The organism is Thalassovita sp. (assembly GCF_965218685.1).
Classification (GTDB): domain Bacteria; phylum Pseudomonadota; class Alphaproteobacteria; order Rhodobacterales; family Rhodobacteraceae; genus Thalassobius.
Genome location: NZ_OZ244657.1, coordinates 1,436,038 through 1,448,575, shown reverse-complemented (window position 1 = coordinate 1,448,575; position 12,538 = coordinate 1,436,038). Strand labels below are relative to the sequence as shown.

At 59.6% G+C, this 12,538-nt stretch carries 12 protein-coding genes; 5 read left to right on the top strand and 7 right to left on the bottom strand.

Annotated elements, in window-relative coordinates; all coding sequences use genetic code 11:
- Positions 1-12: 12 nt before the first annotated feature.
- From sdhD to ACOQOQ_RS07345, 7 genes are all read right to left on the bottom strand, one after another.
- Entirely contained in the window at positions 13-384 is a 372-nt protein-coding gene (sdhD, locus tag ACOQOQ_RS07375) for a succinate dehydrogenase, hydrophobic membrane anchor protein (protein WP_420569492.1), read from the bottom strand.
- Positions 385-394: 10 nt separating this feature from the next.
- Entirely contained in the window at positions 395-778 is a 384-nt protein-coding gene (gene sdhC, locus ACOQOQ_RS07370) for a succinate dehydrogenase, cytochrome b556 subunit (RefSeq protein WP_420569491.1), read from the bottom strand.
- Positions 779-1,046: 268 nt separating this feature from the next.
- The gene (locus ACOQOQ_RS07365; RefSeq protein ID WP_420569490.1) at positions 1,047-2,078 is read right to left on the bottom strand and encodes a MaoC family dehydratase; all 1,032 of its coding nucleotides are present in this window, start codon (positions 2,076-2,078) and stop codon (positions 1,047-1,049) included.
- Positions 2,078-2,281: a DUF1737 domain-containing protein gene (locus ACOQOQ_RS07360; RefSeq protein WP_420569489.1), complete on the bottom strand. Its 204-nt coding sequence runs from the start codon at positions 2,279-2,281 to the stop codon at positions 2,078-2,080. Before ACOQOQ_RS07360 ends, ACOQOQ_RS07365 begins: the two co-directional genes overlap by 1 nt.
- Positions 2,282-2,285: 4 nt before the next feature.
- Entirely contained in the window at positions 2,286-2,828 is a 543-nt protein-coding gene (locus tag ACOQOQ_RS07355) for an NnrU family protein (RefSeq protein ID WP_420569488.1), read from the bottom strand.
- Positions 2,829-2,865: 37 nt separating this feature from the next.
- A complete protein-coding gene (locus ACOQOQ_RS07350) occupies positions 2,866-3,723 on the bottom strand; it encodes an HpcH/HpaI aldolase/citrate lyase family protein (RefSeq protein ID WP_420569487.1) in 858 nt (285 codons plus the stop codon).
- 117 nt (positions 3,724-3,840) lie between these two features.
- Positions 3,841-4,593 (bottom strand): sulfite exporter TauE/SafE family protein, encoded by a 753-nt coding sequence (locus ACOQOQ_RS07345; RefSeq protein WP_420569486.1) that lies wholly within the window; start codon positions 4,591-4,593, stop codon positions 3,841-3,843.
- 161 nt (positions 4,594-4,754) lie between these two features.
- Between ACOQOQ_RS07345 and mdh the strand changes: the two genes are divergently transcribed.
- The 5 genes from mdh (at position 4,755) to ACOQOQ_RS07320 (ending at position 12,537) form a co-directional block, all read left to right on the top strand.
- A complete protein-coding gene (mdh, locus tag ACOQOQ_RS07340) occupies positions 4,755-5,717 on the top strand; it encodes a malate dehydrogenase (RefSeq protein WP_420569485.1) in 963 nt (320 codons plus the stop codon).
- A gap of 159 nt (positions 5,718-5,876) precedes the next feature.
- Positions 5,877-7,133 (top strand): phosphatase PAP2 family protein, encoded by a 1,257-nt coding sequence (locus ACOQOQ_RS07335; RefSeq protein WP_420569484.1) that lies wholly within the window; start codon positions 5,877-5,879, stop codon positions 7,131-7,133.
- Between the two features lie 248 nt (positions 7,134-7,381).
- The gene (sucC, locus tag ACOQOQ_RS07330; protein ID WP_420569483.1) at positions 7,382-8,575 is read left to right on the top strand and encodes an ADP-forming succinate--CoA ligase subunit beta; all 1,194 of its coding nucleotides are present in this window, start codon (positions 7,382-7,384) and stop codon (positions 8,573-8,575) included.
- A 4-nt stretch (positions 8,576-8,579) separates the two neighbouring features.
- Positions 8,580-9,467, top strand: coding sequence for a succinate--CoA ligase subunit alpha (gene sucD, locus ACOQOQ_RS07325; RefSeq protein ID WP_420569482.1), 888 nt, complete (start codon positions 8,580-8,582; stop codon positions 9,465-9,467).
- Between the two features lie 103 nt (positions 9,468-9,570).
- Complete coding sequence (locus ACOQOQ_RS07320; RefSeq protein WP_420569481.1) at positions 9,571-12,537, top strand: 2-oxoglutarate dehydrogenase E1 component; 2,967 nt, start codon at positions 9,571-9,573, stop codon at positions 12,535-12,537.
- The last annotated feature ends 1 nt before the right edge of the window (position 12,538 follow it).

The following is a 12,538-nucleotide window of genomic DNA, read 5'->3' as shown; positions in this document are numbered from 1 at the left end:
TCTTCTGCTTCCTTACAGCGCGATCTTGGCCAGGGCGAACAGGCCCACGGCGATCAGGACATAGGACAGGCCGGTCACGAACATGACGGCCATTTTACGGGTGGATCCTTGCGTGTAGTCCTCGATCATCATCTGAGCACCCTTGGCAAAGTGGCGCATGCCTACGAACAGGGTCAGGCCGGTCAGAACAACAGGGATCGGACGCGAGAAGGTCGCCAGGACCTCTTCGTGGCTGCCACCCAGGGCGCGGCCAAAGACGAACACGAACAGGGGCACCAGGAACGCCAGGCCAACGGCGCTGACGGTCATGTACCAGTGATGCTCGGTTCCGGTGTGCGAGGCGCCTTTGCCCTCGGCGCGTTTGCGTGCGGTCAGGTAACGCATTCTGGCCTCCTTACACGATCACAATGGTCAGGACGGTCAGAACGACCGAACCGATGATGCAGGCCCAGCCCAGCTTTTCAGCGGTGGGGATGTCCAGGCCCTTGCCGGCGTCAAAATACAGGTGACGCAGCCCGGCCAGGTAGTGGTACCACACACCCAAAGCCGAAAGGGCAAAGACGATATCGCCAAACCACGAGGTCAGCACAGCGTTGGCAGTTGCGTAATATTCCGCGCTGGTCGCGGCCGCCAGCAACCACCACACAACCAGAAGCGCGGAAACGATCAGGGCGTTCCCGGTAATGCGCGTCAGGATAGAGGTGATCGAAGTCAGCTGCGGGCGATAGACTTGAAGATGCGGCGAAAGCGGGCGCTCGACCTGTTTCACATCGGCCATATCAGATCCTTTCAGGGTTCCCTTGCTTGTTGGGTTTATGAGACTTTTTTTGCCTTTTGTCACCTGCTAGGACGCGGTGCGGCGCGGCAAAATTCACAGAAATGTCAGAAAAATTCGTGTATGTGATCACACAAATCCAGTGCGTGATCACAAATCGCAAATAGAGTATTTTTGTCGGGAATTTTGGCGATTCCACAGCTATACCGCTAACATTTTCGCCTGTGGATGGATCAGGGCCACGCACTATCGCAGCCCCGATCGATGTACATTAGGTCGGCATCAGCGCCCAGTAATCCAGGTCCAGCAGAACCTCGGGCTTGTACTTGCCGTCCTCGCCCTTCAGGTCGAACGGTTCTCCGCCGGTGGTGGCGACAAGACGCAAGCGGATCGCGCCAACGCCCGGCGCATCTGTGTCGGCCTTGTCCAGAACCTCGGACCAGGCTTTGACGGTCAGGCCACTGAAACAGGGGTTCGCATGAGCCCCACCGTTCAGACCCACAATCATCTGGGCATTGGCCAGACCGTTGAACGACAACGCCCGCGCCATCGAAATCACATGCCCACCATAGATCAGCCGCTGCCCATCGGGGCGGAAGGTCGCGTCGAAATGCACCTTGGCCGTGTTCTGCCACAGCCGGGTGGCAATCATATGCTCGGCTTCTTCGATGGTCACGCCATCCACGTGGTCGATCTTCTCGCCCACTTCGTAATCGCCCCAGCGATGCGGCTCGCCGGCCTGCACGAAATCGTAGTTCGAAAAATCCAGACCCTCGGGGATCACCAGATCCTCGGCCGGGATGACCTTGTTCAGCTCGGGGATGACGGTTTCGGGTGCGGGCGCGTCCAGATCGCGTTTGCGCACCATCACCCAACGAACATATTCCAGCACGACCTCGCCCAGCTGGTTGATGCCGCGGGTGCGGACATAGACCACGCCGGATTTGCCGTTCGAGTTCTGTTTGAGCCCGATCACCTCGGACACCGAGCGCAGCGTGTCCCCGGCGAACACCGGCTTCAGCCAGCGCCCTTCGGCATAGCCCAGGTTGGCGACCGCGTTCAGCGAGACATCAGGAACGGTCTTACCGAACACCACATGAAAGGCAGCCAGATCATCCAGCGGGCTTTCGGGCAGGCCGCTGTCACGGGCAAATTCGTCCGAGGAATACAGCGCATGACGGGCCGGATACAGCGCGTGGTACAGAGCGCGCTCGCCCTCGCCCACGGTGCGCGGCACGGCGTGGCTGATCACATCACCGATTTTGTAGTCTTCGAAAAAGCGGCCCGGGTTGGTTTTCGCCATTAGTGTTCTCCAAGCTTCGTATCTGGGGTGTAGGTGCCATCCACCTCTTTCACGACGGCCTGACCGCAGCGCATGACACCATTGGCGGCGTCGAAGGCATAGGTCGGCTCTCCGTGCAATTCCCAGCCCTTGTTCAGGGCGGCGGTGACTTTGTGGCAGAAGGCCGAGGTGTCATCCTCGGTCAGAAAGCGGTATAGTTTCATGATCTTATCCGTATGGTGTGTAGCCGAGACCCTTGTGCACAAGGATCAGACCGGCAAAAATCGCGATGGTGCCGATCACGGCGCGAACCTCGTTTTTCATCGGGGCGGGGTCGGGTTTGACCCATGCGGTCTGGCGGTTGATCAGGATGACCTCGACCACGGCCCAGGCCAGGATGCCGCCGAACAGGATGAAACTGGGCACATCCCCGTTCACCAACAGGTGCGCAACGGCCCACAGCTTGACCCCGGTCAGTTGCGGGTGCCGTATGTATTGCGCAAGCTTGGTCTTCATACCGGACACCGCGAACATATAAACCGCCAGCAGCATCAACAGGTTGTTGATCCCCACCAGCGCGGGCGAGCGGCCATAGAAAACCGCCCCTTCCGCCCCGCGATAGCCGATCAGCATCAGCACGACCGAGCCAAGCAATATCAGCGCCACCGGCCCCTTGCCCTTGTCCCCAAGGGAGGCGCGCATGTCGGGCGCAACACGTTTGAAAAGATGCGCGCCCGACCAAAGCAGCACGCCCAGAATGAGCCAGATCATAAGAATCTCCGTGATTATCCTGGGCGACTATACTGGGTTAACCAGCCAGTTCAGCAATAGCTGCCGCCTTGGCCAAGGTTTTTTTCGCGGTTTCGACATGCAGGTTCTCCACGATCTTGCCATCCACCACGGCAACACCCTGCCCGCTGGCCTCGGTTTCTTCGAAGGCGGCGATTTGGCGTTTGGCCAGATCAATCTCGGCCTCAGAGGGGGCGAACGCCTCATTCGTGACGTCCACCTGAGCGGGGTGGATCAGGGTCTTGCCGTCAAAGCCCATGTCACGGCCCTGATCACACTCGACCTTCAGCCCGTCGTTATCCTTGAACTGGTTGTACACGCCGTCCACAGCGATCACGCCATGGGCGCGAGCGGCCAGCAGCATCATCTGCAAAGAGGCCAGCATAGGCAGGCGATCAGCGCGGAAACGGCTGTTCAGCTCTTTTGCCAGATCGTTGGTGCCCGCAACAAAACCGGTCAGCTGCGGGTGGGCGGCGATCTCTAGCGCGTTCAGCACACCCAGCGGGGTCTCGATCATCGCCCAGATCGGCTTGCCGTTGCCCAGCAGATCAGCCAGAGCCTGCACATCCGCTGCCGAGTTCACCTTGGGCAGCAGGAAGGCGTCGGCATCAGCATCGCGCAGCGCCTCGACATCGCCTGCGCCCCATTCGGTGTCCAGCGCGTTGATGCGGATGATCTTGGCGCGGTTGCCATACCCGCCTTCGGTCAGGGCGGCCTTCAGCGTGTCACGCGCGCCGACCTTTGCATCGGGGGACACGGCGTCCTCCAGATCAAAAATGATCGCGTCAACCGGCAGGGTCCGAGCCTTGTCCAAGGCGCGATCCTTGGAGCCAGGAATGTAAAGAACCGAGCGATAGGGGCGGGCCGTCATGTCCATGAGTCTTGTCCTCGTAATAATCTTGCGCGGAAAAGGCCAAATTTCTGCGAAAGTTTCAAGAAGAATCACGCCGCAATGCAGAATTTCTGCCATCGCAGGCCCCGAAACGGGCCATTCTCAGGTCAATGCATCCCAAATCAGCTTGATCCCGGTCACGCCCAACAGCACGTAGGTCAGTCCGAAAAACAATCTCTCGGGCACGATGTGGTGCGCTTTGACCCCCAACCACGCACCGAGGATGGCAAAAGGTGCCAGCACCAAATCCGCCCACAAGGTCTGTGCGGTGAAGATGCCCAGAAAGCTGTAGGGGATGAACTTGGCGATGTTGATCGCCCAGAAGATCAGCACGGTCGAGGCCTGGAACTGCGTTTTACCCAACCCCCGAGACAACAGGTAAACGGCTGCGGGCGGTCCTCCGGCGTGCGAGACAAAGCTGGTGAACCCCGCCGTCGCGCCGGCCAATGCACCGGCCCACGCGGGCATGGCGCGCCGGGGCATCCGGATCAACCCCAGCTTCATCCCCAGTTGCCAGGCCACGAATGCCAAAGAAATGCCCCCGATCAGCAGGCGGAACACGTCCGCATCCGCGATCTGGTACAGCCAGGCCCCCAATGCGACCCCCGGCAAAGCGCCCATGATCAACAATTTAGAGTCCGGCCAGCTCCATTTCTTCCAATAGGGTCGCAAGGTGGTCACGTCGATCAGCATCAGCAAAGGCAACATGATCCCCAAAGCCTGAGCAGGCTCGAGCACCAGGGCCAGAATCGATGCGGATGCAAAGGCCGCCCCCGAGCCGAAACCGCCCTTGGAAATGCCTGCAAATGTCACTGCAAGCGCAGCAATGAAAAAAATTCCCCAGTCCGCAAACATGGCCCCGACTCGCTTAAATCCCCGTTTGGGCACAGCTTTAGCGTTAACAATCGTCACATCCCAGTCACAAATACAAATCTGCCGCAGCGCAGCAGACTTGAATCGAACGCCCGAACAGACTACGCCAAGCGCGATTTTCATTCGGACCGGAGATAAATTCCATGGCCAGACCCAAGATTGCCCTTATCGGCGCAGGCAACATCGGTGGCACCCTTGCACACCTTGCAGCTCTGAAAGAACTCGGTGACGTCGTGCTGTTCGACATCGCAGAAGGCCTGCCCGAAGGCAAAGCCCTCGACATCGCGGAGTCGGGCCCCTCGGAAGGCTTCGACGCAGCAATGTCGGGCACTCAGTCCTACGCGGACATCGCCGGCGCAGACGTCTGCATCGTGACCGCTGGTGTGGCACGTAAGCCAGGCATGTCGCGCGACGATCTGCTGGGCATCAACCTGAAGGTCATGAAGTCGGTTGGCGAAGGCATCGCAGCCCACGCCCCTGACGCGTTCGTCATCTGCATCACCAACCCGCTGGACGCGATGGTTTGGGCCCTGCAGAAATTCTCGGGTCTGCCCGCAAACAAGGTTTGCGGCATGGCTGGCGTTCTGGACTCGGCTCGTTTCCGTCACTTCCTGGCAGAAGAGTTCAACGTGTCCATGCGCGACGTCACCGCTTTCGTTCTGGGCGGCCACGGCGACACCATGGTGCCTTCGGTTCGTTACTCGACCGTTGCCGGCATCCCCCTGCCCGATCTGATCGAAATGGGCTGGACCACTCAGGAAAAACTGGACGCCATGGTTCAGCGCACCCGTGACGGTGGCGCCGAGATCGTTGGCCTGCTGAAAACCGGCTCGGCTTACTACGCGCCCGCCACCTCGGCGATCGAAATGGCCGAAGCTTACCTGAAAGACCAGAAACGCGTTCTGCCCTGCGCTGCTTATTGCGACGGCGAGATCGGCGTGAAGGACATGTACGTTGGTGTTCCCACCGTGATCGGCGCCGGCGGCATCGAGAAAGTCGTGGACATCAAGCTGAACAAAGAAGAACAAGTGATGTTCGACAAGTCGGTTGACGCGGTCAAAGGCCTGGTCACCGCTTGTAAAGAGATCGATCCCTCGCTGGCATAAGCCTTCCGGGATCAAGATTTCGAAAGGGCGCCTTCGGGCGCCCTTTTTTGTCCGCCTGTTTCCTGGATCGATTGATTTCACCCCATTGTTACAAGGCCGACGAATTTCCGTCGTTTGCCCGCCTTAGCCACGCGGACAAAGAACGACGGAAAGACGCTCATGTCCCCTATACGCACCGGGCTTTGCTCGACCCCATTGGCCTGTATGTTTTTTCTGGCGGGGTTCGTCCTGCTGGTGTCTGGCCGCAATGTCGAGCGGCTGGGAGATCACTTCCAGATCGCGCTGCCGCTGGCCGGGTTGGCCTGCGCCTCGATGGAGGGGCGCTCGATGCAGTACCTGGGCCGGTACGTGCTGCTTGAGACCATCGTGAAAGGATCGAAGTTCGGCCTAGGCGATGCCAAGATCAACCAGCGCCCCAATGGCGGCAACAAGGGGTTTCCTTCCGGGCATACTGCTGCTGCCTCGTTCGGTGCAACGGCATTGATCACAACCTGCCTTAAGTCCAGCCACGCGGCCCAGATGATCGCCGTCGTGGCAGCCGGGTTTGTCGGCACCTCGCGGGTAGACGCAGGCAAGCACACACCCTGGCAGGTTCTGGCCGGAGCGTTGGTCGGATGGGCCACTCAGATTCTGGCTTTGACCGCGTTTGATCGGATGTTTCGCCGCGCGATGCGTTGGTGCGGTCGCCAGATCCGAACAGGTCGTCGCCACCTGCACCTGCAACTTGGCAAGCTGTCGGTCATCCGCGCCATGATTTCAATTCTAAGCGTGTTAATCGTGCTTAGCGCTCTGCCCGCCAGCGCGGATGGCTGGAGCGTTTCGGTCTACACCGGGCCTCAATCAGCGCCGCACAGCAAGGTCTCGGGCAATGATCCGGCAGGTGTGGGCACGTTTGACTTCACCGCTGGCTGGCGCGGCAAGCCCCTTGCCATGCCTCCGCACTATGGCGTCAGGGCTACCTTTTGGCGAAGCCCGACCCTTGGCATTACTGCAGACTTCAACCACACCAAGGTCTACGCGGACAGTGACACGCTGGGGCCGGGAGGGACCTCGGGTGGGTTCCAGGTGCTGGAGTTTTCGGACGGCTTGAACAATCTGACCTTTGGCGTGGTGCGTCGTTGGCCGGGTCACTGGAACCAACTGACCCCCTATGCCGGGGCCAGCCTTGGCGTTGCCATCCCTCATGTCGAGGTTCAGACCACACCCACTGCGCCGCGCACTTATGAATACCAGCTTGCGGGGCCCTCGGTGGCGTGGATGTTCGGTGTCAGTTCCAGTTTGAACGCGCGTTGGGACATGTTTGCCGAATACAAAGGCACCTTCAGTCAGATCCATGCGGATCTGATCGGAGGCGGCACCTTGCGCACGGACATCATCACCAATGCGTTGAATTTTGGTCTGACCCGAAATTTCTGATCTCTTCGGCGCTTGCATCCAAGCTTTGGACTTGTCTTGATGCTGCAAAGCAGCAAAGGCATCCTTTATGCGGCCCAACGAATCGCTTTTGCCAGCGCTGCAGTAGCTTTGTGATCACAGTTTTTCAGAGTGTGATCACAAACCGCAGAAAATCAGCAAAATTCGGCTTTTCCTGAAGAAATAGCTTAGGCCTGCTGGCGAATTGGGGCTATAGATTCCTTCAATCGTAGCAAGACGGGACAGTTTTCATGAACATCCATGAATATCAGGCGAAAGCACTTCTTCGCGAATACGGCGCCCCGGTTTCTGAAGGACGTGCCGTCCTGAAGGCCGAAGATGCCAAAACCGCCGCAGGCGAGCTGGACGGCCCCCTGTGGGTTGTAAAGGCTCAGATCCACGCAGGTGGTCGCGGCAAGGGTTCCTTCAAGGAAGCCGAAGCTGGCGAAAAAGGCGGTGTGCGCCTGGCCAAGTCGGTGGAAGAAGCCGCTGAAGAAGCCAAAAAGATGCTGGGCAAGACCCTGGTCACTCACCAGACCGGCCCCGCCGGCAAAGCAGTGAACCGCATCTACATCGAAGCCGGTTCGGACATCGAGCGTGAACTTTATCTGGCCTTCCTGGTCGATCGTCAATCCTCGCGCGTGTCGATCGTTTCCTCGACCGAGGGCGGCATGGACATCGAAGAGGTCGCAGCGTCGACCCCCGAGAAAATCCTGTCCTTCGACATCGATCCGGCCACCGGCTACATGCCCTATCACGGCCGCCGCGTTGCCTTCTCGCTGGGTCTGACCGGCGGTCAGGTCAAACAGTGCGTAGCGCTGCTGGGGAACCTCTATCGTGCCTTCATCGAGAAGGACATGGAGATGCTGGAGATCAACCCGCTGATCGTGATGCCCGATGGCAACCTGAAGCTGCTGGACGCCAAGCTGGGCTTTGACGGCAACGCTGTCTACCGCCACCCCGACGTCGCCAACCTGCGCGACGAAACCGAAGAAGACCCCAAAGAGCTGGCAGCGTCGAAATACGACCTGAACTACATCGCTCTGGACGGTGAAATCGGCTGCATGGTGAACGGTGCCGGTCTGGCGATGGCCACCATGGACATCATCAAGCTGTACGGCGCCGAGCCCGCAAACTTCCTGGACGTTGGTGGCGGCGCCACCAAGGAAAAGGTGACCGAAGCGTTCAAGATCATCACCTCGGACCCGAACGTCAAAGGCATCCTGGTGAACATCTTTGGTGGCATCATGCGCTGTGACGTCATCGCCGAGGGCGTTGTCGCCGCGGTGAAAGAGGTCGGTCTGCAGGTTCCGCTGGTTGTGCGCCTTGAAGGCACCAACGTGGAAGCAGGCAAAGAGATCATCAACACCTCGGGCCTGAACGTCATCGCCGCCGACAACCTGTCGGATGGTGCAGAAAAGATCGTGAAAGCGGTGAAAGGTTAAGAAAATGGCAGTCCTTATCGACGAAAACACCAAGGTAATCTGTCAGGGTTTCACCGGCTCGCAGGGTACTTTCCACTCGGAACAGGCAATCGCCTACGGCACTAAAATGGTTGGCGGCGTGACCCCCGGCAAGGGCGGCAGCGACCACCTGGGCCTGCCCGTGTTCAACTCGGTCCACGAAGCCAAGCACGTGACCGAAGCCAACGCGACCGTGATCTACGTGCCCCCGCCCTTCGCGGCTGACTCGATCCTCGAAGCCATCGACGCCGAGATGGAGCTGATCGTCTGCATCACCGAAGGTATCCCGGTTCTGGACATGATGAAGGTCAAGCGCGCGCTGATGGACAGCTCGTCGCGACTGATCGGCCCGAACTGCCCCGGTGTCATCACCCCTGACGCCTGCAAAATCGGCATCATGCCCGGCCACATCCACCAGCGTGGTTCGGTTGGCGTTGTGTCGCGTTCGGGCACCCTGACCTACGAAGCTGTGAAGCAGACTTCGGACATCGGTCTGGGCCAGTCGACCGCCGTCGGCATCGGTGGTGACCCCATCAAGGGCACCGAGCACATCGACGTGCTGGATATGTTCCTGGACGACGATGAAACCACCTCGATCATCATGATCGGTGAAATCGGTGGCTCGGCCGAAGAAGAAGCTGCCGAATTCCTGGCTGAGCAGCGCAAAAAAGGCCGCTGGAAGCCCACCGCTGGTTTCATCGCTGGCCGCACGGCGCCTCCGGGCCGCCGCATGGGCCACGCTGGCGCCATCGTTGCCGGTGGTAAAGGCGACGCGGAATCCAAGATCGAGGCCATGAAATCGGCCGGTATCGTGGTTGCCGACAGCCCTGCCACCCTGGGCGAAGCCGTTCAGGAAGCGATCGCCAAAGGCTAATCGCTTGTTAAATATGGCTGCTTAGGTTGCCTCTGGGCATGGCGTACAAAGGTGCGCCATGCCTCTTAACAAATAACTGTACCAGCCCTCAGAAGGTGCAAATATGACCGATCAATCACCCAACGATATCTTCCATGCCTCCAGCTTTATGCAGGGGCATAACGCGGAATATCTGGAGCAACTGCATGCCCGCTGGGCGAATGACCCAAGTGCGGTAGACGCCGCCTGGGCCGAGTTCTTCAGCCAGATGGGTGATACTGAGATGGAGGCCAAGGCCGAGGCCGCCGGTCCCTCCTGGGCCCGCACTGACTGGCCGCCGGTCCCCAATGACGATCTGACCGCCGCGCTGGACGGTCAATGGCCCGCCGCCCCTGCCGAAGCCAAGAGCGCCGGCAAGAAAATCGCCGCCAAGGCCGCCGAAAAAGGCGTCGAGGTCAGCGACGAGGCCGTCAAACGCGCCGTTCTGGATTCGGTCCGCGCGCTGATGATCATCCGCGCCTACCGTATTCGTGGCCACCTGGTTGCCGACATCGACCCGCTGGGCATGCGCGACCAGACCCCGCACCCCGAGCTGGACCCCAAATCCTACGGCTTCACCGAGGCCGACATGGATCGCCCGATCTTCATTGACAATGTGCTGGGGCTGCAGATCGCCTCGATGCGCCAGATCCTGGACATCGTCAAACGCACCTACGCAGGCACCTTTGCCCTGCAGTACATGCACATTTCCGACCCCGAACAGGCCGGTTGGCTGAAAGAGCGGATCGAGGGTTTCGACAAGGAAATCAAGTTCACCCGCGAAGGCCGTAAGGCCATCCTGAACAAACTGGTCGAAGCTGAGGGCTTCGAAAAGTTCCTGCACGTCAAGTACATGGGCACCAAGCGTTTCGGTCTGGATGGCGGCGAAAGCCTGATCCCCGCAATGGAGCAGATCATCAAGCGTGGCGGTAACCTGGGCGCTCAGGAAATCGTCATTGGTATGCCTCACCGCGGCCGCCTGTCGGTTCTGGCCAACGTGATGAGCAAACCCTATCGCGCGATCTTCAACGAATTCCAGGGCGGCTCGTTCAAGCCCGAGGACGTTGATGGTTCGGGCGACGTGAAATATCATCTGGGTGCCTCGTCGGACCGCGAGTTCGACGGCAACAAGGTCCACCTGTCGCTGACCGCCAACCCCTCGCACCTCGAGGCGGTGAACCCGGTCGTGCTGGGCAAATGTCGTGCCAAGACCGATCAGGTCAACGACCCCGAGCACCATTCGGTGATCCCCGTTCTGCTGCACGGTGATGCGGCTTTTGCCGGTCAGGGTGTTGTTGCTGAATGTTTCGCCCTGTCGGGTCTGCGCGGTCACAAGACCGGCGGCACCATTCATATCGTGGTGAACAACCAGATCGGTTTCACCACCGCGCCGCACTTCTCGCGTTCGTCGCCCTATCCCACCGACAACGCCTTGGTGGTTGAAGCGCCGATCTTCCACGTGAACGGAGATGACCCCGAAGCCGTGGTCCACGCCGCCAAGGTCGCCACCGAATTCCGCATGAAGTTCCACAAGGACGTGGTTATCGACATGTTCTGCTATCGCCGCTTCGGTCACAACGAAGGCGACGAGCCCATGTTCACCAACCCGATCATGTACAAGAACATCAAGAAGCACAAAACCACGCTTCAGCTGTACACCGAGCTTCTGGTCAAGGACGGTCTGATCCCCGAGGGCGAGATCGAGGACATGAAGGCTGCCTTCCAGTCCCACCTGAACGAAGAGTTCGAGGCCGGCAAAGACTATAAACCGAACAAGGCCGACTGGCTGGACGGACGCTGGTCGCATCTGGACCGTGACGCCGAGGATAACTATCAACGTGGCCAGACCGCGATTTCCGAGGACACGCTGAAAGAGGTCGGCAGCGCGCTGGCCCGTGTACCGGATGGTTTCCCGCTGCACCGGACGGTCGCCCGCCTGCTGGACGCCAAGGCCAAGATGGTCGAAACCGGCAAAGGTTATGACTGGGCAACCGCCGAGGCGCTGGCCTTTGGCTCGTTGTTGACCGAGGGATACCCCGTTCGTCTGTCCGGTCAGGACTGTACGCGCGGTACGTTCTCGCAACGCCATTCGGGCCTGATTAACCAGGAAACCGAAGAGCGTTACTATCCGCTGAACAACATCCGCGAAGGCCAGTCGCGTTACGAAGTGATCGACTCGGCCCTGTCGGAATACGCGGTGCTGGGCTTTGAATACGGCTATTCGCTGGCCGAACCCAATGCGCTGGTCATGTGGGAAGCCCAGTTTGGCGATTTCGCCAACGGCGCCCAGATCATGTTCGACCAGTTCATCAGCTCGGGCGAAAGCAAGTGGCTGCGTATGTCGGGCCTGACGGTCCTGCTGCCTCATGGTTTCGAGGGCCAGGGCCCCGAGCACAGCTCGGCCCGTCTGGAACGTTTCCTGACCATGTGTGGCGGTGACAACTGGATCGTTGCGAACTGCACCACTCCGGCCAACTACTTCCACATCCTGCGCCGTCAGCTGCACCGGACTTTCCGTAAGCCGCTGATCCTGATGACGCCGAAATCGCTGCTGCGTCACAAGCTGTGCGTCTCGAACGCCGAGGAATTCCTGCCCGGCTCGTCCTTCCACCGCGTGCTGTGGGATGACGCCGAAAAGGGCCATTCCGACACCAAGCTGGTTGCCGATGACAAGATCAAACGCGTCGTGATGTGTTCGGGCAAGGTCTACTATGACCTGCTGGAAGAGCGTGACGCCCGTGGCATCGACGACATCTACCTGATGCGGATCGAACAGTACTATCCGTTCCCGGCCATGACGCTGACCAAGGAACTGGCGCGCTTCAAGAACGCCGAGATGTACTGGTGCCAGGAAGAACCTAAGAACCAGGGTGCCTGGCCCTTTATCGAGCCGAACATCGAGTGGGTCCTGACCCGCATCGACGCCAAACACAGCCGCCCGGTTTACACCGGTCGCGCGGCTGCGGCCTCGCCTGCAACCGGCCTTGCAAGCCAGCACAAAGCACAACAACAGGCGCTTGTTGACGAAGCGCTGACCATCGAAGGAAAGTAAT

Bases quoted from the DNA above. Each gene is read 5' to 3' on its own strand.
- sdhD (WP_420569492.1), bottom strand. From the start codon at position 384: ATGCGTTACCTGACCGCACGCAAACGCGCCGAGGGCAAAGGCGCCTCG.
- sdhC (WP_420569491.1), bottom strand. From the start codon at position 778: ATGGCCGATGTGAAACAGGTCGAGCGCCCGCTTTCGCCGCATCTTCAA.
- ACOQOQ_RS07365 (WP_420569490.1), bottom strand. From the start codon at position 2,078: ATGGCGAAAACCAACCCGGGCCGCTTTTTCGAAGACTACAAAATCGGT.
- ACOQOQ_RS07360 (WP_420569489.1), bottom strand. From the start codon at position 2,281: ATGAAACTATACCGCTTTCTGACCGAGGATGACACCTCGGCCTTCTGC.
- ACOQOQ_RS07355 (WP_420569488.1), bottom strand. From the start codon at position 2,828: ATGATCTGGCTCATTCTGGGCGTGCTGCTTTGGTCGGGCGCGCATCTT.
- ACOQOQ_RS07350 (WP_420569487.1), bottom strand. From the start codon at position 3,723: ATGGACATGACGGCCCGCCCCTATCGCTCGGTTCTTTACATTCCTGGC.
- ACOQOQ_RS07345 (WP_420569486.1), bottom strand. From the start codon at position 4,593: ATGTTTGCGGACTGGGGAATTTTTTTCATTGCTGCGCTTGCAGTGACA.
- mdh (WP_420569485.1), top strand. From the start codon at position 4,755: ATGGCCAGACCCAAGATTGCCCTTATCGGCGCAGGCAACATCGGTGGC.
- ACOQOQ_RS07335 (WP_420569484.1), top strand. From the start codon at position 5,877: ATGTCCCCTATACGCACCGGGCTTTGCTCGACCCCATTGGCCTGTATG.
- sucC (WP_420569483.1), top strand. From the start codon at position 7,382: ATGAACATCCATGAATATCAGGCGAAAGCACTTCTTCGCGAATACGGC.
- sucD (WP_420569482.1), top strand. From the start codon at position 8,580: ATGGCAGTCCTTATCGACGAAAACACCAAGGTAATCTGTCAGGGTTTC.
- ACOQOQ_RS07320 (WP_420569481.1), top strand. From the start codon at position 9,571: ATGACCGATCAATCACCCAACGATATCTTCCATGCCTCCAGCTTTATG.